Origin of the sequence: Colwellia sp. BRX8-7 (assembly GCF_014077275.1) — a bacterium.
In the GTDB taxonomy this organism is placed as follows: Bacteria; Pseudomonadota; Gammaproteobacteria; order Enterobacterales; family Alteromonadaceae; genus Colwellia_A.
In genome coordinates this window covers 25795-50179 of record NZ_JACGVP010000009.1, presented here as the reverse complement: position 1 = coordinate 50179, position 24385 = coordinate 25795, and the positions used below count along the sequence as shown (strand labels likewise).

Below are 24385 nucleotides of genomic sequence, written 5' to 3'. Positions count from 1 at the left end.
AGGTATGGTGATCGTTTATTTCAAAGGATCACCGCTAGTAGAGACTCATAACTTTAAATGGTAAAAAATATAACTAAAATATTTATACTCTAGGACGAATATTTTCTTCTATTGCATCCATTAATTTTCCACTGATATTAATAGGATATGCAGCTTCAATTTCTCGGATACAGGTGGGACTGGTAACGTTAATTTCGGTAACTTTGTCACCAATAACATCTAACCCAACAAAGTATAGACCACGTTTCTTCAATTCTGGTGCAATAGTTTCAGCAATTAACCTATCGGTAGCACTAAGGGGTCTTGCTTCACCACGGCCACCGGCAGCTAGATTACCACGCGTTTCACCTTGTGCAGGGATACGTGCAAGGCAATAAGGCATAGGTTCACCGTTAACAATAAGAATACGTTTATCACCATCTTTAATTTCAGGCATGAATTCTTGCACCATGGCGTATTGATTACCGTGGTTGGTGAGTGTTTCTAATATAACACCGACATTAGCATCATTTTCTTTTATACGAAAAATTGACGCACCGCCCATGCCATCAAGTGGCTTAATAATAATGTCTTTTTCTTTTTGATGAAATTCACGAATTTTATCATTGTTACGTGTCACTAAGGTACGTGGTGTCAACTCTGCAAACCAAGCGGTGAAAAGTTTTTCGTTACAGTCACGCAAGCTTTGTGGTTTGTTTACAATTAATGTGCCTTCAACTTCTGCACGCTCAAGCATGTAGGTCGCGTAGATAAATTCGGTATCAAAAGGAGGATCTTTACGCATTAAAACCGCGTCAAGTTCTGAAACAGCTATGTCGTTTACTTCGTCTAGTTCATACCAATGTTGAGGATCGTCAAAAACCTTTAATTTTTGTGCTGTGGCACGGCATTGTCCTTGATCAAGGTATAAATCTTTCATTTCCATGTAATAAATTTCGTAACCGCGCTTTTGAGCTTCGAACATCATCGCCATAGATGAATCTTTCTTTACATTGACCTGTGAAATAGGGTCCATTACTACGCCAAGTTTAATTGTCATCTTTATTTCCTAATGTGTTCGTTACTAATTAATATCGCCAAAGCGGCATTGCAATGCGGTAATTGCCGTTAATGCTGCCGTTTCTGTTCTTAATATTCTTGGTCCTAATAAAACATCAACAAAAGAGGCTTGATTGGCTCGTTTAATTTCATCATCACTTAAACCGCCTTCTGGACCAATAAGTAAACGCACTCGCTGATTTGAATCATTGATGTTTTTTTCAGGCAAATTCATTATTGAGTATTGCGCTTTTGGGTGTAAATTTAGTTTTAATGAAGCAGTTTGTTGAGTTAGCCATTCATCTAAATAAACAGCAGGCATAACAATAGGGACCGAACAACGGCCACTTTGTTCACAAGCACTGACCACTATTTTTTGCCATTGGTCTATTTTTTTCTGTAAGCGATCGCCGTTTAGCTTTACTCCGCAACGTTCGGTAAATAGCGGGGTAATGGTGTTAACACCCAGCTCAACCGATTTTTGTAAGGTAAAGTCCATTCGGTCGCCACGTGAAATACCTTGCCCTAAATGAATATTTAATGGTGATTCAACATTTTTTTCGCTGAACGATTTTATAATGACTTGGGCATTTTTTTTACTAACGTCAGTTATTTCAGCTTGATAATCGCCAAGTACACCTTGGTTTAATTCGCCATTAAAAAGGGTTAAATCATCACCACTTTTTAAACGCAGAACTCTTATGGTATGGCCAAAGGCATCTTCACTTAAAGTAATAGTGTCGCCAACAGAAAATGATTGTTGCTGAAAAATTCTAGGATTGCTCATTTTTATTAATATTTTTTATTATCTTATCAAGAAATATAAGGGCGACTTGCTCATATTTCAATTATGATTTTATAAAATAGCGTAAAAACGGCTATTTAAAAAAAGCATAAGGTGTTTTCAATGTTTAAATACATTTTCAGACTGAATTAACTATCATCACATGTAATAATATATTCTTTAGCAATTTATTCTTAATAGTGGTTTTGTCACGTGCTGTTAGCACTAAACGGAGAACATAGATGTTCACAAAATATCAGCAAGCTTTTCAACCTATTTTATTTCGCGTTAGTCTTTTATCAGTGATAACTTTTACAGTGATAAGTTGTGGACAAGTAGAACAAGTTAAAATAGCAGCTCCTGCTCCCGCTGTTTCTGTTTATCAAATAAAGGTCAATGAAATTGGTAGTTACCGTGAATTTGTTGCTCGTTCAGTTGCGTCAAAAGAAGTTGACTTACGCGCTAGGGTTGAAGGTGAGTTAATCGATCGTAACTTTAGTGAAGGCTCTATTGTTGAAAAATCTCAAGTGTTACTTAATATTGATCCCGCGGCTTACCAAGTTTCTTTAGAGTCAGCAAAAGCCGATTTAGCCAGTAAAGTCGCTGGTGCTAATGGTGCTGCAAGAGACTTAAAACGTGGGCGTGAAGTCGCAGGGCAAGGTTATATTTCTCAATCTGATCTCGATAAATTAATAACTAATGATTCACAAGCAAGGGCATCAGTGCAGGTCGCCCAATCAACATTAGAAAACGCTGAGTTGAATTTAAGTTACACCGTTATTAAAGCGCCATTTTCAGGACGTATTGGCAAAGTAAATTATAGTATTGGCACGATTATCAGCCCAAGTAGTAACACACTGGCGACATTAACAGCAACAGATCCTATGTATGTCAGTTTTCAAGTAGAAGAAAGCGAATATGTTTCTTATTTACAAAAACATAAAAACACTCAAAAGCCTGAAGATTTATCGATTGATATTTCCTTACTTTTACCTAATAACACTCAATATAGTGAAAAGGGCCTGTTAACGTTTGCCGGAACAAAAATAGATCAAGGCATGGGAACGGTTGAATTACGCGCAATATTTAATAACCCTGATGGTATTATTGTGCCCGGTTTATTTCTTACTTTAATTATAGAAGGTAAGAAAAAAGAACAAATGGCCTTAGTGCCTCAGGTCGCTGTACAGGAAAGCCAACAAGGAAAATTTGTCCTTGTTGTTGGCGAAGATAATAAAGTTTCACAGCGTCTGGTTACTTTAGGGCGAAGAATTAATGCAATGTGGGTGGTTGAATCAGGTATTAACGCCAACGAGTGGGTTATTGTCGAAGGTTTACAAAAAGTCAGAAATGGTGTTGAAGTTAAACCCGTAGCTAAAAGTATTGATCCATTTACCGGTATTATTTCTGACTTTTTAGCCCAATAAGGGGACTGCTATGATCAGTAAAACGTTTATTCATCGCCCCAAGTTTGCCTTTGTTATTTCAATTGTTATCACCTTAGCAGGCCTCATTGCTATGGGCTTATTACCCGTTAATATGTACCCACAAATAACACCACCACAAGTGCAAATTACTGCGGTGTATCCAGGTGCGAGTGCTCAAGTTGTCGAAGAGTCAGTTATTCGTCCCATTGAAGAAAAAATCAATGGTGTCGAAGATATGATGTACATCGAATCAACCGCTTCAAATAATGGCTCAGCAACCATTACCGTGTTTTTTAAAGTCGGTATCGATGACAATATGGCACAGGTCAATGTGCAAAATCGTGTCGCATTGGCTCAAAGTGCATTGCCTTCAGAAGTAACACGCTTGGGGGTTACGGTTAAGAAAAAGTCTAGCTCGATGTTAATGGCGATCAATTTATTTTCAAAACAAGCTGAAATCGACCAATTGTTTTTAAGTAACTATGCGACTAATTCACTAACTGAACCGTTAGGACGTATCCCTGGCGTTGCTGAAGCCAGTGTGATGGGTGAAATGACTTACAGCATGCGTGCATGGTTAAGACCCGACCGTATGGCATCATTAGGGGTTACCGTTACCGAGGTAAAACAAGCCCTTCAAGAACAAAATTTAATTGTTGCTGCTGGCAAGTTAGGTGCAAGCCCGGCATTGCCTAACCAACAATTTGAGTACTCCATTCAAGCAAGAGGGCGCTTAAAAACGGTTGAAGAGTTCGGGCAAACCATTGTTCGTGCTCGCACAAACGGTAATTTTGTCCGTTTGTCCGATATTGCACGCTTAGAACTAGGATCGCAAAACTATGGTGTTCAAGCACGCTTAAATGGCAACGAAACTGCATTCTTAGTTATTTATCAATTACCTGGTGCAAATGCAACAGAAGTTGCTCGTTTGGTTAAACTGGAAATGGAAAAACTATCAACACGTTTTCCTGCAGGACTTGAATACGCTATCCCTTACGATACCACTGAGTTTATCTTACGCTCTATTGACGAAGTGAAAGTGACTTTATTTCAGGCGATAGTCTTAGTAGTTTTAGTAGTGTTCTTATTTTTACAAAATTGGCGAGCAACACTTATTCCGACCATCGCGATACCTGTGTCATTAATAGGTACTTTTGCCTTTATGTTGGCCATGGACTATTCGATTAACACTATCACTCTTTTTGGCTTAGTGCTGGCGATAGGTATAGTCGTTGACGATGCGATTATCGTTATTGAAAACGTAGAACGAATCCTTAAAGAAGAGCAACTTGAAATAAAAGCCGCTGTCACTAAGGCAATGGAACAAGTCTCAGGTCCTATTATAGCGACTACTTTGGTGTTACTAGCAGTATTTATTCCTGTGGCCTTTATGCCAGGTATTACCGGAGAACTGTACAAACAATTCTCGGTTACTATTTCATTTGCCGTTATCATTTCTTCTGTTAATGCCTTAACACTAAGCCCTGCGCTTTGTACGGTGTTATTAAGTAAAGATAATATGAAGCCAATAAAATGGTTAATCCCCTTTGAACGGGGTATTAAGAAGATGACTGGAGGCTATACCACAGCGGTAAATTTTTTATTAAAACGCGCAGCTCGTGTTGGTTTTATTGTTGGTATTTTATTTATGGCAACTGGTTGGTTAACAACGTCGGTACCTTCGGGGTTTGTGCCAAGTGAAGACCAAGGTTATGTTTTTCTTAATATTCAATTACCAGATGCTGCATCGAGTAATAGAACACAAGCACTTATTGATAAAATAACGCCGATAATAAAAGCTGATCCTGCGGTGACTGATGTGATTACTGTTGCTGGTTTTTCATTATTAGGAGGAGCGGGTTCTAATAATGGTTTAGGCATTATTATGCTAAAAGATTGGGAGGACAGAACTGAACCAGAATTAGCGTTACGTGCTGTTATTCAACGTTTAATGGGGCAACTTTGGACCATACCAGACGCGCAAATCATGATATTTAATCCGCCGCCTATTCCTGGGCTAGGGTCAAGTTCGGGGTTTGAATTTAAATTACAAGATAGTGAAGGCAGAAGCCCAAGTGATTTGGCGCAAGTGATGAATGGTCTTATTTATGAAGCTAATCAGCGTCCTGAATTAAATCAAGTTTTTAGTACTTACCGCGCTAATGTTCCGCAATATTTTTTAGAGGTCGATCGAAATAAAGCCAAAGCCCAAGGTGTCGCTTTGTCTGATATTTTTATTACTTTACAAGCCCAACTTGGCTCAATGTATATTAACGATTTTAGCCAGTTTGGCCGTACTTATAGAGTAACTGTTCAAGCAGAAAAAGAGTTCCGCAAAGACCCGTCTGACTTACGTCACTATTTTGTCCGTAATCAAGAGGGTGAAATGGTGCCATTAACGACACTGGCTAAGTTAGAACCTATTTTAGGACCAACAAGTATCGGACACTTTAATTTATATCGTAGTGCTAACATTACTGGGCAAGCAGCGAGTGGTCATTCATCAGGTGAGGCAATAGCTATTATGGAAGAATTAGCTGGAAACTTACCTCAGGGCTATATTTTCGAATGGGCCGGGCAGTCTAAACAAGAAATTGAGGCAGGTAATTTAGCACCTGTTCTATTTGGCTTAGCATTGTTGTTTGTTTACTTATTTTTAGTGGCGCAATATGAAAGCTGGACCATACCATTCTCGGTTATCGCAGCGGTTCCCTTGGCATTGTTTGGTTCAATGTTAACGCTGTATATCTTGGGCATGGAGAATAACATTTATGCTCAGGTGGGGTTAGTGCTACTCATCGGCTTATCGACTAAAACCGCGATTCTTATTGTTGAATTTGCCATGGAACTTAGAGCCGCAGGTAAAAGTATTATGGAAGCCGCGCTTGATGCCGCAAAATTAAGATTTAGAGCCGTATTAATGACTGCACTCTCTTTTGTGTTAGGTGTAATTCCTTTGGTTATGTCTTCGGGGGCAGGCGCTAGTAGCCGGATATTCTTGGGCGTTACCGTACTATCAGGTATGTTAGCTGCTACTATATTGGGTACTTTACTTGTGCCATATTTCTATATGATTATTCAAAGGTTGCGCGAAAAACTTAAAGGCTCACCGAGTTAACGAGTTTTTATTGAAATACTTTGCCTTTTAAAAGACTTTTCACTGTGGTGTTAAGTCTTTTTTTAGCTCTAAATAATACGATAGACAACAACTTTATAATTAAGGCGAGCGACGAGGTACTTTATCTAAATAAGCGCTTTTGATAGAATGCGCATCTTTCGACTAACATCGCTAGTAGCAGGTGTTGGTTTTATATTAATCTACAGCTCCGGATTTACGTTCTGGCTGGCTCAATGGGTATTATTACTATGCAAAATATTACTGTCTGTGCACTTTATAAATTTGTGCGCTTAGAAAACTTCGAACAACTTAAATCACCTTTATTAAGCGTTATGTTAGAAAACGAGATCAAAGGTACGTTATTACTCGCTAACGAAGGTATTAACGGTACGGTTGCAGGTACAAAAGCCAGTATCGATCTGCTTTTAGCTCATTTAGAGACGGATGAACGTTTAATTAATGTTTCTCATAAATATTCATATGCTGATGAAAACCCTTTTCAACGTAGCAAAGTAAAATTAAAAAAAGAAATTGTTACTATGGGTGTTGAAGGCATTGACCCATTATTAACCGTTGGTACTTATGTGAAACCAAAAGACTGGAATGCGCTTATTTCAGATCCAGAAGTTTTATTGATTGATACGCGTAACGATTATGAAATTGAAATTGGTACCTTTAAAAACGCCGTTAACCCTAAGACTGAAACGTTCCGTGAATTTCCAGAATATGTTGCCCAACATTTAGATAAAAATAAGCACAAAAAAGTGGCTATGTATTGTACTGGTGGTATTCGTTGCGAAAAATCAACAGCTTACTTGAAAGAGCAAGGCTTTGAAGATGTTTACCACCTTGAGGGAGGTGTGCTTAAATATTTAGAAGAAGTTGAACAAGAGAATTCAATGTGGGAAGGCGAATGTTTTGTTTTTGATGGCCGTGTTGCCGTTGGACATGGTTTAGAGCAAGGCCAGTACGACCAATGTTTTGCTTGTCGTTACCCGATAACAAGCGAAGAAATGCAAAGCGAACACTATGTTAAAGGTGTGAGTTGTCATCGTTGTTATGACAAGTATACCGACGAGCAGCGCAGTGGTTTCGCTGAGCGTGAGCGTCAAATAAATTTAGCGAACCAACGAGGCGAAAAGCATATTGGTGGCAATGTTCAAGATGTTATCGAACAACGACGAAAAGATAAAGTTGCCAGCAAAAAAGCACAGTCGACTAAGTCGTGATGAGCTAGGTTGCTATTTACCCTTTGAACAAAAAAAGCGACTTATTCAGTCGCTTTTTTATTAGGAGCCTTGATGTTTAGTCGTTAAACTAAAAACCAGCAGCTTTTCTAAGTGCGTCAGCTTTATCAGTTCTTTCCCACGTAAATGCAGTAAAAGTATCATCACCAACAGTGACTTCAACAGGTTCACGACCAAAATGTCCGTAAGCTGCTGTCATCTGATACATAGGGTGTAACAAATCAAGCATCTTAGTAATGCCGTATGGTCGTAAATCAAAATGTGCTCTTACCAATTCAATTAATTTTGCTTCAGAGACTTTACCGGTACCAAAAGTTTCAATTGAAATTGACGTTGGCTCAGCAATACCAATGGCATAAGAAATTTGAATTTCACAACGGTCAGCTAAACCAGCCGCAACGATGTTTTTTGCTACATAACGACCAGCATAAGCAGCACTGCGATCAACTTTTGATGGATCTTTTCCTGAGAAAGCCCCGCCACCATGACGAGCCATGCCGCCATAGGTATCAACAATAATTTTACGACCCGTTAAACCACAATCACCTACCGGACCACCAATAACAAAACGGCCAGTAGGATTAATAAAGTATTTAGTATCTTTAGTTAATAACTCGGCAGGTAACACAGCTTTGATAATATTTTCCATCACCGCTTCGTGCAAATCTTCTTGAGAAATCTCTGGATTATGTTGAGTTGATAAAACAACCGCGTCAATCGCTACTGGCTTATTATCTTCATAAATAAAAGTGACTTGAGATTTAGCATCAGGACGCAACCAAGGTAAGACCCCTGATTTACGGACTTCAGCTTGACGCTCTACTAAACGATGAGAATAAAATATTGGCGCAGGCATTAACGTTTCAGTTTCATTGGTCGCATAACCAAACATTAATCCCTGGTCACCAGCACCTTGATCTTCAGGGTTTGCTCGGTCAACACCTTGGGCAATCTCAGGTGATTGCTGACCAATTAAATTCATAATGCCACAAGTTTCACCATCAAAACCAACGTCAGACGAAGTATAGCCAATATTACTGATAACATTACGGGTAATCGCTTCTAGATCAACCCATGCCGTGGTAGAAACTTCACCTGAAATAATAGCTACACCAGTTTTCACCATAGTTTCACAAGCGACACGAGCATTCTTATCTTTAGCGATAATAGCATCAAGTACCGCATCAGAAATTTGATCGGCGATTTTATCCGGATGACCTTCAGAAACTGATTCAGAAGTGAAAAATTGAGTAGACATATAACCTCAGAAAAATGTAATAGTTTAAAATATTTTCGAATTGGAGTTATTCTAACTGCAAGATTAACTATTTTCTAGTTTTTTTACGCCTAGATGGCTAAACGGCTAAAAATAATTATTAATTGTTCATTTATAGAGCAGGAAATTGCTGAAGGGTAACATTCTGACCAAAAAGTACTGACATCAATTTGGCTTGTTGCTGAGATACCTTAGAGCTAAAAAAGTGTTGTTTCGAACTAGATAGAGTACTTGCCAATAATCCTTGGTTTGCCAGTTGCCGAGTAAGTTGATCCGTTACGGGCTGAGCGGTTTCCATGATGGTAATTTTATCACCAACAATTCTTTGTATAAGCGAACGAACAAAGGGGTAATGTGTACAACCTAAGACTAAGGTATCTATATTACTTTGCACAAGAGGTTGCAAAAAAGTATGCAGTATTTCAAGGCACTGTTCACTTTCATGAAGGCCTTGCTCGATAAGTTCTACTAAGCCAGGGCATGGCTGAATATAAATTTCAGCGCCATTTTTATGCTTATTCACTAAAGACAGAAACCGAGTATTTATTGCGGTTGCCCCTGTTACTAACAAGGCTACCTTCTTTGTTTTACTGTGCAACGCAGCGGGTTTTATCGCTGGTTCAACACCAATAATTGGAATTGAAACCCTCAAACGCAGTTGATCGATAGCGCTAACTGTTGCGGTATTACAGGCAACAACAATGGCTTTTACCTGTTGGCTAATCAACCAGTCAGCAATTTTATTTACCCGTTCAATAATTTCTGCTGACGACTTATCGCCATAAGGTGCAAATTGACTATCAGCCACATAAATAAGATTTTCATTGGGTAAATGCTGATGGATACACTTAGCAATCGACAAACCACCAATGCCAGAGTCAAAAATACCGATCGCTGGTGTGTCAGCATAAACTTGCCCTTGTGGTTTTTTTGATTTGTTGGCTAGATGATTTTGGGTCATGTTGTCTATTGTTATTAACTAACTGATAAAATTCGTCTTTGTTATATTGATTTTTTAGATAAAAGTAAAGCGCACTAGCCATTATTTACTAAGTATGTAGCGTTTACTGCACTTGCCACTTATTTCTCAGTTTGTCTAAAGTGCCATTTTTCTCTATTATTTTATAAGCGTTGGTATATTTAGTGACAATCTTTTTATCGCTATTTAGACTAAAAGCAAAATATAAGTCATGATTAACGACTGAGAGAGGTATAATTTTTTTTAGTCTACTTACCTCTAAATTTAATTTACTCGCTCGCGCCACTAAGGTGCTCTTTGTTCCCGTTATAAAATCAACTCTATTGAGGTAGAGCATCTGTAAGCTTTGCTCTGGTGAAACGACAGTATAAATAAAGGGGTAGTCTTCTTGCTGAAAATATTGAGCGGTACTTGACGAATTAGTGACCGCCAATTTATATTTTTTAAGTTGCTCTATGTCAGTGACGGGTGTTTTAAATTTTTCTTGCAAACACCAAGCATAAATATCTTCTCTCATTAATTTACCGCCCCAAATAAATAGATTTTCTCGAACTTTGGTGCGAGATAGTGAAAAGATAATAGTATTGGGTTGGTTAAGTGCGGTTTTATAAGCTCTAGCCCAAGGGAATACTTGTAAATCAATTTCATCACCGGTAATTTTGAATATTTCCTGCATGACTTCTACGGAGAATCCACTTAGAGCAGTATTCTCTTGATAGAATTGGTAGGGCGGTAATATCTCAGTAACAACAAGTTGCTTAGCGATACTTGATGAAGTATTCAGCATTAGCAACAGCATTACACAGAGGTATTTTATAGGCATATAAACAAGTAAGCTAATTAATAACAATAAGTCTATTAAGTATATAGTAAGTTAGCCTTTTATTCTTTATTTCAGCTATAACATTATAAATAATATTTGATAAATCGGGTGTTATTAGATGCTGCGCGGAGGTATCAGGTCTAAGCCTAATATGTTTAAACCTAATAAGTCTAATATGAACATAAAAAGGATGCTTCCAAGGTGCCGCAGTCGACTTTAGTCCTGAACACTGGGTGTTGTTAGGTGCTGCGCGGAGGTATCAGGTTTAAGCCTAATATGTTTAAACCTAGTATGTTTAAGGCTAGTATGATTATAAAAAGGATGCTTCCAAGGTGCCGCAGTCGACTTTAGTCCTGAATACTGGGTGTTGTTAGGTGCTGCGCGGAGGTATCAGGTCTAAGCCTAATATGTTTAAACCTGCTATGGTTTTAAAAAGGATGCTTCCAAGGTGCCGCAGTCGACTTTAGTCCTGAACACTGGGTGTTGTTAGGTGCTGCGCGGAGGTATCAGGTTTAAGCCTAATATGTCTAAGCCTAATATGTTTAAACCTAATATGTCTAATATGATTATAAAAAGGATGCTTCCAAGGTGCCGCAGTCGACTTTAGTCCTGAACACCGGGTGTTCAGGGCGGAGGTATCATTTCAACCGTAGGCTTCCCGATACGAGCCGGGCTTGCACAATAGTTAATAATCAACTTCCTTAGTTAAAACTTATCGGCTCAGGGACATAGTTAACATACAAACACCCCAGAAGACGAAATTAGTATAGCTAATTTTTCAAAGCGATTTAAGTGTTTTTTTGTAACTTAAGTTTGTTTGTTTTTTTAGTGAACAGAGGTTGCTGAAAAATCAGGCTTTCTTGAGGTATTCGGAAATTACAGCTTGTTTGATAGTCGCTTGTAGTAAATCAATTTTACTTTGCATCGCAGCACGTTCATCGATAATTTCTTTACGAGCAGCTAATAAATCATTAGATAAGTTAAGTGCAGTCATTACTAGTGATTGTTCAGGTGTCTTTATAGAACAAGTTTTACTGTCTATTAGCAAACGTTGGTTTAACTCTTCAGCGGCTAATAGTAAAGACGACTCTTGCCCGCTAGGACATGAAATCTTCAGTCTTCTATTAGCAACTTCAATGGTAACCGAGTGTTGACTCATAACAGGCTTATTCTCACAAAAACATCTTAATTAATAGTAATATATACATATCTGAGCACTATAGCGATGAGCAGTACACTATGCAAGCGTTCTCTAGGGTTTTCTCCTTTTAATCTCTAGCATCATAAAAGCGTGAATGTTACGATACCTTGCATTAACTCACGCATTTTATTGATGATTAAAACATGTCCAACGAAACCTCTTTAGACTTTGCCTCAGTGCAAGCAATTCTTACAACAGAAAGTATTACCGTCCATGGCGCTGAATTACATGGGGTATTAACTGGCTTAGTTTGTGCCGGTTTTACCTTTGAAAGTGAGGACTATATCGTGATGATTAATGACTTATTTAACAACGGCGAAGGTTTACCTCGTGCCGTTAAGTCGTTGGTCAAATCAATGTTTGCAAAAGTTTGGCATGACATTATTGATGACTCTTATGGTTTTCAATTAACGTTACCAGATGATGACGATAGTATAGTTGAACGTGGCCATGCCTTAAGTGTTTGGGTACAAGGCTTCAATTTAGGATTCGGCCTACAACAAAAAAACAAAGCGGTATTATCAGAAGACGTTAAAGAAGTCCTTATTGATTTTGCTGAAATCTCTAATTTGTCTGACGAAATGGAAGAAGACGAAGATACCGAGCAAGCCTATTTTGAAATAGCTGAATATGTCAGAATTTCTGCTTTATTGTGTTTTACCGAGCTCGGCTCACCGCCAGAAAGTAAAAGCGCAGAAGATACTGTCCACTAAAAAAAGATTAAGTCATGAATACATCAACTTTAGTTAAAAATACTTTATTACCTTTGGCAGAATTCATCCAACGTCGTGCTCAATTTTTTGCTTCGATGCCAGAAAATTCTATTGCGATATTTTCCGCTGCACAAGAAGTCACGCGTAGCAACGATACCGAATATGCTTTTTGCCAAGATAAAAGTTTTTATTATCTAACGGGATATAACGAACCTGATGCTGTTTTAGTGCTGACTAAATCTGCTGATAAGGGAGAAGAAAATCAACAAAGTATTTTATTTAACCTTGAGAAAGATGCCCTTCAAGAAGTCTGGCACGGTAGGCGTGTAGGACAAACGTTAGCGGTAGAGCATTATGGTGTAGATGAATGTTTTCCACTAACCGAAATAGATCAATACCTCCCTGATTATATTGCGGATAAAAGTCACTTGTTGTTTTGCCAAGGAAAAAGTACCCGCTTAGATAGCCAAATATATGCATGGTTGTCAGCGGTTAAAGCGCAAAGCCGCCTTGGCGTAAAAGCACCGACACTATTGGTTGATTGTCGAAATATTATTGAAGAAATGCGTTTAATCAAAAGTGCCGGCGAACTCGATATTATGCGTCAAGTAAATATTATTAGCGGTGCGGCTCATGCCAGAGCGATGAAGCAGTCAGCGATTGGTAAATTTGAATACCAATTAGAAGCGGAAATATTGCATGAATTTGCCAGTAATGGTGCAAGGCACCCAGCTTATGGCAGTATCGTTGCCTGTGGTGATAATGGCAATATTTTACATTACACTAACAATGATGACGTACTGAAAAATAATGAATTGGTGTTGATTGACGCCGGTGGTGAACTTAGCGGCTATGCGGCTGACATTACTCGCACCTTTCCTGCAAATGGCAAGTTCACATTAGCACAACGAGAAGTCTATCAACTCGTGCTAGATGCACAGAACTTAGCGATTGATGCAATAAAGCCACACGCAACCTTTGCCGAGCTTAATGTTTTAGTGAATAACTTCCTAACTTCAGGTTTACATCGTTTAGGTATATTGTCTGGGAATTTAGCTCTGTTACTCGAGGACAAAGCCTGTAAAAAGTATTTTATTCATGGTTTAGGGCACTGGTTGGGTTTAGATGTTCATGACGTTGGTGATTATCAGTCAAATGATAAACGCGAGCAATGTCGAGCGTTTGAACAAGGTATGGTGATGACCATAGAGCCGGGCATTTATATTCCACTTGATGATTATAGTGTTGATAAAAAATGGCGCGGTATAGCAATAAGAATTGAAGATAATATAGCAGTAACTGATCAAGGTCATGAAAACTTAACGGTAAATGCGCCAAAATCAATTGCTGAAATTGAACAACTAATGACTGCGAATAATTAACTGACTTTTTATCGTCAATTCTCATTGCCATATGAACTTGTCATCATAGATTTACGTATTTACATTCAGGCAGCAATCATTAATCAATGTTTTATTTCACAGTTCAATGATGAATTGGCAATGAACTTAGCATTTCACTTTAACGCTTTATCTTAAGCGACTGTATTAAATAGCTAAAAAAAGTAACTATGAAAAAAGAATTCGATATCGTAATTTCTGGTGGTGGTTTATCTGGTGCATTAATGGCACTGAGTTTGATCGACTGCAAAAAACAACAGGGTCAGCCACTGTCTATTGCCATTGTTGAAGCTAATCCGGTATTAGAAGATACAAGATTAACTTTTGACGATCGTGTGTTAGCGCTTTCACATGGCACAGCAACCTATTTAGAACGTTTAGGCGTTTGGCAACAATTAAAGCACCTAGCCGAGCCCATTAAAAATATTCATATCTCTGATCGAGGCTTCTACGGTAAAGCTCGACTTTATGCTGAGCATCATCAAGTTAATGCACTCGGCTTTGTTGTTGAAATGTCATTGCTTGGGCAAGCATTATTAAGCAGTTTAAAAGAGAAAAACAAAATAACAGGTAATATCACTTGGTTCACTCCCGATAAAATAACCGATATTACTTGGCAAAAAGAGCAGGTTGAACTGACGCTTAATTCAACAGCAAAGCTTAGCGCGAAATTACTATTAGCCTGTGATGGTGTTCATTCAGCCTGTCGAAAATTTGCTAACATTGCTGTGCAAGAGTCTCACTACGATCAATCGGCACTTATTACCAATGTAAGTACGGCGATTCCCCACAACAATTTGGCTTTTGAACGCTTTACTGATACTGGTCCTATTGCGATGTTACCGCTGTCAAAACAGGGGAGCGCAACAAGTGATAGTCGTTGTTCTTTGGTATGGACATTACCGCCTGAACAAGCAGATAAAATGCTAGCAGTTAGCGATAAAAAATTCCAAGATGAACTTGAAAATGCTTTTGGTAGTTGGCTTGGCGCAATAACCCAAGTGGGTAAGCGCGATGTTTATTCGCTTAAATTATTAATGGCAGATGAACAGGTTTTTCATCGGATGGCACTTATTGGTAATGCTTCTCACACTATTCATCCTATTGCCGGACAAGGTTTTAATTTGGGTGTAAGAGATGTTAAGCAAATGGTGGAGCTGATCAAAGTCGCCTTAAATAACAATCAAGACATTGGACAATTTTCTCTGTTAAGTCATTATGCCTCGCAACGAAAGTTAGATCATCAGCAAGTCATTGGTTTAACCGATTCGTTAGTGACACTTTTTTCAAATAAATTGCCCCCTTTAGTTATAGGTCGTAATGTTGGTTTGAAAGTCATGAATTATTTATCACCATTAAAAAGTCGCCTCGTTAGAAAAACGATGGGTTATTAAGGGTGAAACCAAGGTAACTAAAAATACCCAGTTAACCTAACGTAAAGCCATTTTAAAATTAAGAAGAATAACATGCAAAAATTTGATGTATTAATTGTTGGCGGCGGCATGGTGGGCTTAACCTTAGCTTTAGCGCTACGTCAGCAAACACAGTTAACCGTTGCTATTGTTGACACTTCACCGCCGGATGAATTATCAGAACAGCCTGATGTTCGAGTTAGTGCGCTTAATGTCGCCAGTAAACAAATTTTTGATAATCTTGATGTTTGGCCATTGATTCAACAAAAACGTATTCAAGCTTATACTGATATGCATGTTTGGGATAAAGCTGGCTTTGGCAAGTTACTTTTTTCTTGTGACGATTTAGCCGATACCTCAGCCAATGAACAGCTAGGTTGGATCGTTGAAAATAGCGTTATACGTCAGAGCCTTTGGCAAAAAGCACAAGCAGATCAAGGTATAATTTTTTATACTGAAAATACCTTAAGTAATATAAGTATTGGTGAGAGTGAAGCTTTTGTTAGTTTTACATCAACTAACGGTAATCCTATGCCAATAACCGCTAAATTAGTGGTTGGTGCCGATGGCGCAAATTCTTGGGTTAGACGTCAAATGGCGTTCCCTTTAACTTTTCGTGATTATGATCATCACGCTATTGTTGCGACGGTAAAATGTTCACAAGGACACCAAAATACCGCATGGCAAGTTTTTCTAGAAACTGGCCCTCTAGCGCTATTACCACTTAACGACGCTCTTGGAACGCAAGACTTATGCTCGATTGTTTGGTCTACATCCCCCGAAGATGCAATTCGTTTAAATGGCTTAACTCCAACAGAGTTTTCAAAAGCGTTAACGGCAGCAAGTGATGGAAAATTAGGGAATGTTGAACTGCAGAGTAAACGTTTTACTCATCCGCTAACTATGCGTATCGCCCAAAGCTTTGTTCAAGAGCGTATTGCTTTAGTTGGTGACGCTGCTCATACCATTCATCCATTAGCAGGCCAGGGCGTTAATTTAGGTTTACTTGACGCGGTATCATTGGCGCAAATTATTAATGACAAAATAACCCAACAAAAATCCCCTAATGATGCTTGGTTAACCACTCGTTTATTAAATGAATATTCGCGTTGGCGTAAAGCCGAAGCAACCGAAATGGTTGCAGCAATGGAGTCAATTAAACAAGTGTTTACGCCTCAACAAGGCGCTATAAAATTGTTGAGAGGTCTGGGTTTGTCTTTAATTAATAACTTAAAGCCCGTTAAGCAAGTCTTAATTAAACAAGCATTGGGTTTGAAAAGTGATTTACCTAAACTTGCAAAACTCAAAGACAAGTTATTTTAAAATTAACGTTGCTTTGAGCATTTAAGCAAACGCTTTTGACATGACCGTAAGAGCTTGTAATAACGTTTGCTCTGTTTTATAAAACTTATCTAATGATTGTCTTTTAAGTGTATGGTTAATCGATGAAAAATAATTTTATAAACGTCCTAATATTCCTCCTTCCTTTTGATATTATTAGCTTTTAAATTAATAAGTTTTCCTGAAAAAAAATGTCAGTAAAAAACACAAAATAAAAACCCAAGATTCTATTTTTTAACGAAGTAAAACTGATTATAATTTTCAAAAAACGAGGTTTTAAAAATTAAATTTGGATTAAAATATTTATCTGGTTTAAAATTTGTATTATTGACTGTTTTCTTTGTTTTTAGTTGAATAGGTTGCTTTGCGCGGCTATAATCTGGCCAATTATTTTGTAAATATACTACCTTTAAGCTTGGCTTAATGGTGAATTCAACAATTAAAGTGGAATACATACGATGACTAATAAAACCGTATTACATGCTAAGCATATTGAAGCTGGCGCAAAACTAGTTGATTTTCACGGCTGGGAAATGCCAATTAACTACGGCTCGCAAATAGAAGAGCATAATGCTGTTCGAACTGATGCCGGCATGTTTGATGTTTCACACATGACCATTGTTGATATTAAAGGTGTTGATGCCAAAGCATATTTACGCCGTTTAGTGATCAACGATGTTGCAAAATTAACCGTTGAAGGTAAAGCCCTTTATACCGGTATGCTCAATCACGAAGGTGGTGTTATTGATGATTTGATCATTTATTTCTTCACTGAAACTTATTATCGTTTGGTTGTTAATTCAGCAACGCGCGTAAAAGATTTAGCGTGGATGAATGAACAATCGGCTGGTTTCGACATTACAATTACCGAACGTCCTGAATTTGGCATGATTGCCGTGCAAGGTCCTCAAGCTAAAGCTAAAGTAGCTTCACTATTAACACCAGAGCAAACTCAAGCTGTTGAAGGTATGAAGCCATTCTTTGGTGTTCAAGCCGGCGATTTATTCATTGCCACCACGGGTTATACCGGTGAAGATGGTTATGAAATAGTGGTTCCAGAAGGCCAAGCAGCAGATTTATGGCAAAAACTACTCGACGCAGGTGTTGCACCTTGTGGTTTAGGCGCTCGTGATACCTTGCGCTTAGAAGCAGGCATGAATCTTTATGGTTTAGATATGGACGAAACTGTTTCGCCATTAGCGGCTAACATGGCATGGACCATTAGCTGGGAACCAACAGATCGTAACTTTATTGGCCGTGAAGTATTAACTGCCCAAAAAGCTGCTGGCGACCAACCTAAACTTGTTGGTTTAGTCTTTGAAGAAAAAGGCGTATTACGCACTGGCTTAAAAGTGATTACGCCATTTGGTGAAGGTATTATTACCTCAGGTACATTCTCGCCAACATTAGGTCATAGTATTGCTATGGCTCGTGTTCCTCGCAGCGTAAGCTTAGGCGACACTGTTGAAGTAGAAATGCGTAAAAAATTAGTTAACGTTAAAGTGATCAAAGCTGGCTTTGTTCGCAATGGCAAAAAAGTTTTTTAATTAATTTTTAATCATAAAAATTTGTTTTAAAAGCAAGTAGAATGACAATGTTGGTCGAGGGTAAATCTATTTACGCTTGTCCAATATAGAAGAATAATTAAGCTATAGTATTTAATTGTTAGCCAATAGCGACAATTGAAATTGAGTTTACGATAAACAATAATTAACCTCAGGAAAACAAAAAATGAGCAACATTCCTTCAGAACTAAAATATGCAACATCACACGAATGGGTACGTCAAGAAGGTAACGGCGTAGTTACAGTTGGTATCACTGAACATGCACAAGACTTATTAGGTGACATGGTATTTGTTGAATTACCTGATGTTGATGACGAAATCAGTACTGGTGACGACGTTGCAGTAGCAGAATCTGTAAAAGCAGCTTCAGACATCTACGCACCCGTTTCAGGTAAAGTTATTGAAGTAAATGAAGACTTAGAAGATTCTCCTGAATTAGTTAACTCAGACGCTTTTGGCGCTGGTTGGTTATTCAAGGTTCAGTTAGCTGATGAAGCAGAGTTAGATGCTTTATTAGATGCTGAAGGTTACGCGAATTCTATTGACGAAGACTAATTTCGGGCACATTTAGCTTTTATGCTGCGTTGCTTTTGATACTCGTCTAATCTCACTTGCTTAATAGCCTTTAGCTAAAGGCTATTAAGCTTATAAGACTGATAACTTTAGCGCCTTACCAAAAGCTAGCTGTTTACGAAATCTGTTATTAAGCCTCCAACTGCTTGTTTGGGGCTTTATTTTAGTTACGCCGTAACTAAAGACCCAGTAAATTAATTACCCACTTAAGAGAAGCTGTTTTATGACTACTCAATCAAAATCACTTGCTTATTTAGAGCAAACTCAAGACTTTATTCGTCGTCACATTGGCCCTAATGCCGAACAAACTCAAGCGATGTTAAAAGACATTGGCGCAGAGTCGGTTGACGCACTTATCAATGAAATCGTACCAAGTGATATTCGTTTATCAGCATTGCCTGCGATTGAAGAAAGTAAAACAGAAGCGCAAGCCTTAAGTGATTTAAAAGCGGTTGCAAGCTTGAACAAAGTAAACGACACCTACATTGGTTTAGGTTACTACGGCACATTAACACCGAACGTAATTTTGCGTAACGTGTTAGAAAATCCAGGCTGGTACACGGCTTACACGCCTTACCAACCAGAAATTGCTCAAGGTCGTTTAGAATCATTATTAAACTACCAGCAAATGTGTATCGACCTTACTGGTCTTGAACTAGCTTCTGCTTCATTATTAGATGAAGGAACTGCGGCTGCTGAAGCCATGGCATTAGCAAAACGTGTTTCTAAAAACAAAAAATCAAACTTGTTCTTTATCTCAAGTGATGTTTATCCACAAACTATCGACGTTGTTAAACAACGTGCAGAAATGTTTGATTTTGACGTTATCGTTGCTCCTGCTCATGAAGCCGCTGACCATGATGTTTTTGGTGCTTTGCTACAATACCCAAGTGCATCGGGTGAAATTACAGACATTAGTGAGTTAATTGAAAAAATTCACGCAAACAAAGGTATTGTTGCGGTTGCCGCAGATATCATGAGTTTAGTGATGTTAAAAGCACCGGGTGAATTAGGTGCCGATGCCGTTATTGGTTCAAGCCAACGTTTTGGTGTTCCAATGGGCTACGGCGGACCACACGCTGCATTTTTTACTACCTCTGAGAAATACAAACGTTCATTGCCTGGTCGTATTATTGGTGTTTCTAAAGATACCCGTGGTAACGCTGCATTGCGTATGGCAATGCAAACTCGCGAACAACATATTCGTCGAGAAAAAGCTAACTCAAACATTTGTACTGCCCAAGTACTCTTAGCTAACATGGCGGCGTTTTACGCGGTCTATCATGGTCCAAAGGGCTTGAAAATCATTGCTAATCGTATTCATCGTTTCGCAGATATTTTATGCTTAGGTACAGCCACAAAAAGCTTAACAGCTATTCATGCTAACTACTTTGACACCTTAACGTTCAATTTAGATAATAAAGAAGAAATCGTTGCACGCGCATTAGCCGCAGGTGTTAACTTCCGCACTGATGTTGTGGGTCAAATTAGTATTTCTCTAGATGAAACAACGACTCGTACTGATATTGCTGGTTTATTCGATATATTATTAGGCGCAGGCCATGGTTTAGACGTTAGCGACCTTGACGACAAAATAGTCAGTAGCGGTCATTCTTCAATTCCTGCAGCATTAGTACGTGAATCTGAAATATTGACTCACCCGGTATTCAATTCATACCACAGCGAAACAGAAATGCTTCGTTATATCAAAAGATTAGAAAACAAAGATTTAGCATTGAACCATTCAATGATTTCTTTGGGTTCTTGTACGATGAAGTTAAATGCAACAGCACAAATGATCCCAGTATCATGGCCTGAATTCGCTAACATGCACCCATTTGCACCCATTGACCAAGCTCAAGGTTATAAGCAAATGATTGACGAGTTAGGCGATTGGTTAGTTGAACTAACGGGTTACGACAACATTTCAATGCAACCTAACTCTGGTGCTCAAGGCGAGTATGCGGGTTTAATCGCGATTGTTAAATATCATGAAAGTCGTGGTGATGCACATCGTAATATTTGTTTAATTCCATCTTCTGCCCACGGTACAAACCCTGCGTCTGCGCAAATGGTTGGTATGAAAGTTGTTGTTGTTGCTTGTGATAAAGAAGGTAACGTTGACATGAACGACCTGCGTACTAAAGCAAGCGAAATGGCCGACAATCTTGCCTGTATTATGATCACATACCCGTCAACGCACGGTGTATATGAAACAACAGTAGCAGAAATTTGTAACATCGTTCACGAACATGGCGGTCAAGTTTATCTTGACGGTGCAAACATGAACGCACAAGTAGGCGTAACGTCGCCAGGCTATATTGGTGCTGACGTTTCTCACCTAAACTTGCATAAAACGTTTGCTATTCCACACGGTGGCGGTGGCCCAGGTATGGGACCTATCGGCGTTAAAGCACACCTTGCACCATTTTTGCCTGATCATGCATTAATTAACGTTAATGAAAGTACTAAAGGTAATGGAGCCGTTGCAGCAGCACCATTTGGTAGTGCGGGTATTTTATGTATCTCTTACCTTTACTGTGCAATGCTAGGTAAGCAGGGCGTAACAGATGCGACTAAATATGCTATTACTAATGCTAATTATTTAGCTAAAAAGTTAAGCCAACATTACCCACTTTTATACGCAGGAAAAAATGGTCGTGTTGCTCATGAATGTATTATCGATTTACGTCCACTTAAAGCCACATCAGGTATTAGTGAAGTTGATATAGCAAAACGCTTAATTGATTATGGTTTTCATGCACCTACGATGTCGTTCCCAGTAGCGGGTACTTTCATGATTGAACCTACAGAATCTGAGTCAAAAGTTGAACTTGACCGTTTTGTTGAAGCCATGGTTTCTATTCGCGACGAAGTACGTAAAGTTGAATCGGGTGAATGGTCAAGTGACGACAATCCATTACATAATGCTCCTCATACGTTAGCGGATATTACTGATACTTGGGAACGTGGTTATTCTATTAAAGAAGCGGTATTTCCCGTTCCTGCTGCAGCCAAAAATAAATTTTGGCCAACAGTTAATCGCATCGATGATGTCTACGGAGATCGTAACTTAATTTGTTCATGTCCTCCAATTGAAAGTTATCAAGACTAGTTTTTTGATGTCATCTGTTAATTAAGTTTGTGAAACTTAAAAAGGCGAATCAGCAATGATTCGCCTTTTTATTTATTACGGTTAGAAAAGTGAGCCGATATCGGCTTTCTTGTAATTCAGCACTAGTCAACTGCAATCAACAGGTTCTATTGAAGATAAAATTTAATGTTGAATTGAACTAATTTCCCAGTTTTACGTATTTAGTCTTAATAAAAAATGAAAACAGTGATATACACTGTTTTATAAGACCTCAAGGAAACTCTATGAAATTACTTTTCGCACTTCTTGTTCCACTGATTTTGGCCGGTTGCTCCGTGTTTGGAGAAAGTGGAGTTGAAAACGCGCCTTATACACTATTGAAATCTGATCAGGTACAGAAAATTGAAGTGCGTAACTATGAATCGTTAGTGCTAGTGTCCTCCGACATGTCAGCCGACGGAATGAACGGTGCTTTCAGGAATCTGTTCAGATATATTACTGGTGAGAATGAAGGCTCCACAGAAATAGCCATGACAGCACCTGTACTGATGGATGAATCAGAGGCAGTATCTAAGGGGACCAAAATCACTATGACCGCTCCGGTGTTTATGAAAGAGCGATCAGAACAACAAGTAATGTCATTTGTAATGCCTGCCGACTTTACAATACAAAGTACCCCTAAGCCAACCAATCCAGACGTATGGATAACAGAAGTAAAGGATTACAAAGTCGTGGTGATAAAGTTCAGCGGGCTGCTCAGTGATAGTAATGTTGAAACACAAACCCAAATCCTTAATAACTGGATTGCGAAAAACGGCTATACCGCAGTTAGCGAGCCTATTAACGCAGCCTACAATGGTCCTTTCACTATCCCATGGCTTCGCCACAACGAAGTGTTAATTGAAGTAAAATAGCCCAAAATGCATTACTATTGGTTGCTTTAAATGCCAGTTAGGGTATCTATTTTTCCTCTGACTGGCTTGCTGTTGTGCAAGACGAAACATTTAAATGTTTGCTTTTTCGAATAGCGTTCACTGACAAAATAGTCACAAAATCTCTTAATAGACCCCCATAATAACTTATGCAGTTTTTGTTCGAGACGCTTATTCCTTCCTAATAGGCCACCCATAATAACTTATGCAGGTTTCGTTCAATAAACTAGACTTAAGTTATCTTTATTCAGTCGGGTGATTGTTATGCCTAAGCCTCGTTCACAACAAATTAGTTTATTGGATACACCTTATTATCACATTTGCAGTCGAACGGTACGCAAGGCTTTTTTGTGTGGCGTAGATAAGCAGACGGGTATTAGTTTTGAGCATCGACGCAGATGGATTGAAAAGCGATTATTTACATTATCTCAGGTATTTTCGATAGATATCTGTGCTTATGCTGTCATGCATAATCATTTACATATTGTCTTGCATGTCGATAGTGAGCCAATAGAGCGCTGGTCAACCGATGAGGTATTGCAACGTTGGCATCAATTATTCAAAGGGACCTTATTAACTCAAAAATATTTGAACAAACAACCGCTTGATAAGTTTCAATTAGCGACGGTTGAAAGTACGGCTGAGATATATAAGCAGCGTTTAATTGATATCAGTTGGTTTATGCGCTCATTGAACGAGCCGATAGCCCGACAAGCTAACCGAGAAGACCAATGTACCGGACACTTTTGGGAAGGGCGCTTTAAATCACAAGCACTGCTTGATGAAGGGGCGTTACTGTCGTGTATGGCATATGTTGATTTAAACCCTATACGAGCAGGTATTGCGGTTACCCCAGAACAGTCTGACTTCACCAGTATTCAACGACGCATTAAAGCGGCTATAACCGGTGAGCAACCGACCTGTTTATTACCTTTTATGGGTAATGAACCCCATCAAGAATCAACTGGCGCGGGTATTTATTTTAGCTTACATGATTACTTAACTCTGGTTGATGAAACAGGACGCCTCCTGCGTGATGATAAACGAGGCGCCATCGACACTACTAGCGCAACTATCCTCGCGAGGTTACACATCAATGATGAAAGTTGGCTAAAGCTTACGACGGATTTTGAAACTATCTTCACAGGTGCTGTTGGTTCTGCTGAGCATTTATGTGAATTTAGTGAGCATGTTGGTTTGCAGCGAACACATGGTATAGCCAATGCTCAGGCCTGCTTGAATAGCGCATAACGCTTTTATGAATAAGACGTAACCTTACTACTATTTTAGAGTGGTGGGTTTAACTCGGCTATCATTTGATGTTTTAAGAAAGTAGTTGCGATAAAGGACTATAGAAACTCGCTTTACCTTATCAATAGTTATTGTTATAAGCTAAAAAGACAAGAAATGGCTTATCATCATTATTTATTGTTATTATGGGTGGCATAGTAATTTACCTAC

The 24385-nt window shown here is 38.7% G+C and carries 18 protein-coding genes and 1 other RNA gene; 12 read left to right on the top strand and 7 right to left on the bottom strand.

Translation table 11 applies throughout. From position 1 onward, the window contains the following. Positions 1–82: 82 nt before the first annotated feature. Positions 83–1039 carry a glutathione synthase gene (gshB, locus tag H4J57_RS10330; protein WP_070374249.1) on the bottom strand — a complete coding sequence of 319 codons (957 nt, stop codon included), beginning with the start codon at positions 1037–1039 and terminating at the stop codon, positions 83–85. Between the two features lie 24 nt (positions 1040–1063). Next, a complete protein-coding gene (gene rsmE / locus H4J57_RS10325) occupies positions 1064–1825 on the bottom strand; it encodes a 16S rRNA (uracil(1498)-N(3))-methyltransferase (RefSeq protein ID WP_182213953.1) in 762 nt (253 codons plus the stop codon). A gap of 239 nt (positions 1826–2064) precedes the next feature. Between rsmE and H4J57_RS10320 the strand changes: the two genes are divergently transcribed. The 3 genes from H4J57_RS10320 (at position 2065) to H4J57_RS10310 (ending at position 7596) form a co-directional block, all read left to right on the top strand. Then, on the top strand, positions 2065–3249 hold the full coding sequence (locus H4J57_RS10320; RefSeq protein ID WP_182213951.1) for an efflux RND transporter periplasmic adaptor subunit: 1185 nt from the start codon (positions 2065–2067) through the stop codon (positions 3247–3249). Between the two features lie 10 nt (positions 3250–3259). Beyond that, complete coding sequence (locus H4J57_RS10315) at positions 3260–6367, top strand: efflux RND transporter permease subunit (protein WP_182213949.1); 3108 nt, start codon at positions 3260–3262, stop codon at positions 6365–6367. Positions 6368–6615: 248 nt separating this feature from the next. Beyond that, positions 6616–7596, top strand: coding sequence for a rhodanese-related sulfurtransferase (locus H4J57_RS10310; protein ID WP_182213947.1), 981 nt, complete (start codon positions 6616–6618; stop codon positions 7594–7596). Positions 7597–7684: 88 nt separating this feature from the next. Here H4J57_RS10310 and metK read toward each other — a convergent pair whose 3' ends face one another. The 5 genes from metK to zapA form a co-directional block, all read right to left on the bottom strand. Further along, the gene (gene metK, locus H4J57_RS10305) at positions 7685–8872 is read right to left on the bottom strand and encodes a methionine adenosyltransferase (RefSeq protein WP_182213945.1); all 1188 of its coding nucleotides are present in this window, start codon (positions 8870–8872) and stop codon (positions 7685–7687) included. Between the two features lie 130 nt (positions 8873–9002). Continuing rightward, the gene (gene murI / locus H4J57_RS10300; protein ID WP_220470056.1) at positions 9003–9851 is read right to left on the bottom strand and encodes a glutamate racemase; all 849 of its coding nucleotides are present in this window, start codon (positions 9849–9851) and stop codon (positions 9003–9005) included. Between the two features lie 103 nt (positions 9852–9954). Continuing rightward, positions 9955–10656: an ABC transporter substrate-binding protein gene (locus tag H4J57_RS10295; RefSeq protein WP_182242772.1), complete on the bottom strand. Its 702-nt coding sequence runs from the start codon at positions 10654–10656 to the stop codon at positions 9955–9957. 612 nt (positions 10657–11268) lie between these two features. Beyond that, a non-coding RNA gene (gene ssrS, locus H4J57_RS10290) (6S RNA) lies at positions 11269–11450 on the bottom strand. Positions 11451–11542: 92 nt separating this feature from the next. Continuing rightward, the gene (zapA, locus tag H4J57_RS10285; protein WP_182222197.1) at positions 11543–11851 is read right to left on the bottom strand and encodes a cell division protein ZapA; all 309 of its coding nucleotides are present in this window, start codon (positions 11849–11851) and stop codon (positions 11543–11545) included. A 185-nt stretch (positions 11852–12036) separates the two neighbouring features. Here zapA and H4J57_RS10280 point away from each other — a divergent pair, with 185 nt between their 5' ends. The 9 genes from H4J57_RS10280 to H4J57_RS10240 all read left to right on the top strand — a co-directional run bounded on the left by H4J57_RS10280 (position 12037) and on the right by H4J57_RS10240 (position 24175). Beyond that, entirely contained in the window at positions 12037–12606 is a 570-nt protein-coding gene (locus tag H4J57_RS10280; RefSeq protein ID WP_070374244.1) for a UPF0149 family protein, read from the top strand. A gap of 14 nt (positions 12607–12620) precedes the next feature. Next, a complete protein-coding gene (gene pepP / locus H4J57_RS10275; RefSeq protein WP_182242770.1) occupies positions 12621–13988 on the top strand; it encodes a Xaa-Pro aminopeptidase in 1368 nt (455 codons plus the stop codon). Between the two features lie 188 nt (positions 13989–14176). After that, a complete protein-coding gene (gene ubiH, locus H4J57_RS10270; RefSeq protein ID WP_182242768.1) occupies positions 14177–15400 on the top strand; it encodes a 2-octaprenyl-6-methoxyphenyl hydroxylase in 1224 nt (407 codons plus the stop codon). Between the two features lie 72 nt (positions 15401–15472). Next, a complete protein-coding gene (locus tag H4J57_RS10265; RefSeq protein WP_182242766.1) occupies positions 15473–16741 on the top strand; it encodes a UbiH/UbiF/VisC/COQ6 family ubiquinone biosynthesis hydroxylase in 1269 nt (422 codons plus the stop codon). 476 nt (positions 16742–17217) lie between these two features. After that, on the top strand, positions 17218–18306 hold the full coding sequence (gcvT, locus tag H4J57_RS10260) for a glycine cleavage system aminomethyltransferase GcvT (RefSeq protein ID WP_182242764.1): 1089 nt from the start codon (positions 17218–17220) through the stop codon (positions 18304–18306). Between the two features lie 184 nt (positions 18307–18490). Then, positions 18491–18880 (top strand): glycine cleavage system protein GcvH, encoded by a 390-nt coding sequence (gene gcvH / locus H4J57_RS10255; protein ID WP_070374238.1) that lies wholly within the window; start codon positions 18491–18493, stop codon positions 18878–18880. A 241-nt stretch (positions 18881–19121) separates the two neighbouring features. Next, on the top strand, positions 19122–22013 hold the full coding sequence (gene gcvP / locus H4J57_RS10250) for an aminomethyl-transferring glycine dehydrogenase (protein WP_182242762.1): 2892 nt from the start codon (positions 19122–19124) through the stop codon (positions 22011–22013). 263 nt (positions 22014–22276) lie between these two features. Further along, entirely contained in the window at positions 22277–22906 is a 630-nt protein-coding gene (locus tag H4J57_RS10245) for a heme-binding protein (protein WP_182242760.1), read from the top strand. Positions 22907–23188: 282 nt separating this feature from the next. Then, on the top strand, positions 23189–24175 hold the full coding sequence (locus H4J57_RS10240) for a transposase (protein WP_182242758.1): 987 nt from the start codon (positions 23189–23191) through the stop codon (positions 24173–24175). Positions 24176–24385 lie beyond the last annotated feature (210 nt).

Coding starts and splice junctions, on each gene's coding strand:
- H4J57_RS10320 (WP_182213951.1), top strand. CDS start 2,065: ATGTTCACAAAATATCAGCAAGCTTTTCAACCTATTTTATTTCGCGTT.
- gcvP (WP_182242762.1), top strand. CDS start 19,122: ATGACTACTCAATCAAAATCACTTGCTTATTTAGAGCAAACTCAAGAC.
- H4J57_RS10295 (WP_182242772.1), bottom strand. CDS start 10,656: ATGCTGAATACTTCATCAAGTATCGCTAAGCAACTTGTTGTTACTGAG.
- H4J57_RS10315 (WP_182213949.1), top strand. CDS start 3,260: ATGATCAGTAAAACGTTTATTCATCGCCCCAAGTTTGCCTTTGTTATT.
- gshB (WP_070374249.1), bottom strand. CDS start 1,039: ATGACAATTAAACTTGGCGTAGTAATGGACCCTATTTCACAGGTCAAT.
- pepP (WP_182242770.1), top strand. CDS start 12,621: ATGAATACATCAACTTTAGTTAAAAATACTTTATTACCTTTGGCAGAA.
- H4J57_RS10310 (WP_182213947.1), top strand. CDS start 6,616: ATGCAAAATATTACTGTCTGTGCACTTTATAAATTTGTGCGCTTAGAA.
- ubiH (WP_182242768.1), top strand. CDS start 14,177: ATGAAAAAAGAATTCGATATCGTAATTTCTGGTGGTGGTTTATCTGGT.
- H4J57_RS10280 (WP_070374244.1), top strand. CDS start 12,037: ATGTCCAACGAAACCTCTTTAGACTTTGCCTCAGTGCAAGCAATTCTT.
- metK (WP_182213945.1), bottom strand. CDS start 8,872: ATGTCTACTCAATTTTTCACTTCTGAATCAGTTTCTGAAGGTCATCCG.
- H4J57_RS10265 (WP_182242766.1), top strand. CDS start 15,473: ATGCAAAAATTTGATGTATTAATTGTTGGCGGCGGCATGGTGGGCTTA.
- H4J57_RS10240 (WP_182242758.1), top strand. CDS start 23,189: ATGCCTAAGCCTCGTTCACAACAAATTAGTTTATTGGATACACCTTAT.
- gcvT (WP_182242764.1), top strand. CDS start 17,218: ATGACTAATAAAACCGTATTACATGCTAAGCATATTGAAGCTGGCGCA.
- gcvH (WP_070374238.1), top strand. CDS start 18,491: ATGAGCAACATTCCTTCAGAACTAAAATATGCAACATCACACGAATGG.
- rsmE (WP_182213953.1), bottom strand. CDS start 1,825: ATGAGCAATCCTAGAATTTTTCAGCAACAATCATTTTCTGTTGGCGAC.
- H4J57_RS10245 (WP_182242760.1), top strand. CDS start 22,277: ATGAAATTACTTTTCGCACTTCTTGTTCCACTGATTTTGGCCGGTTGC.
- zapA (WP_182222197.1), bottom strand. CDS start 11,851: ATGAGTCAACACTCGGTTACCATTGAAGTTGCTAATAGAAGACTGAAG.
- murI (WP_220470056.1), bottom strand. CDS start 9,851: ATGACCCAAAATCATCTAGCCAACAAATCAAAAAAACCACAAGGGCAA.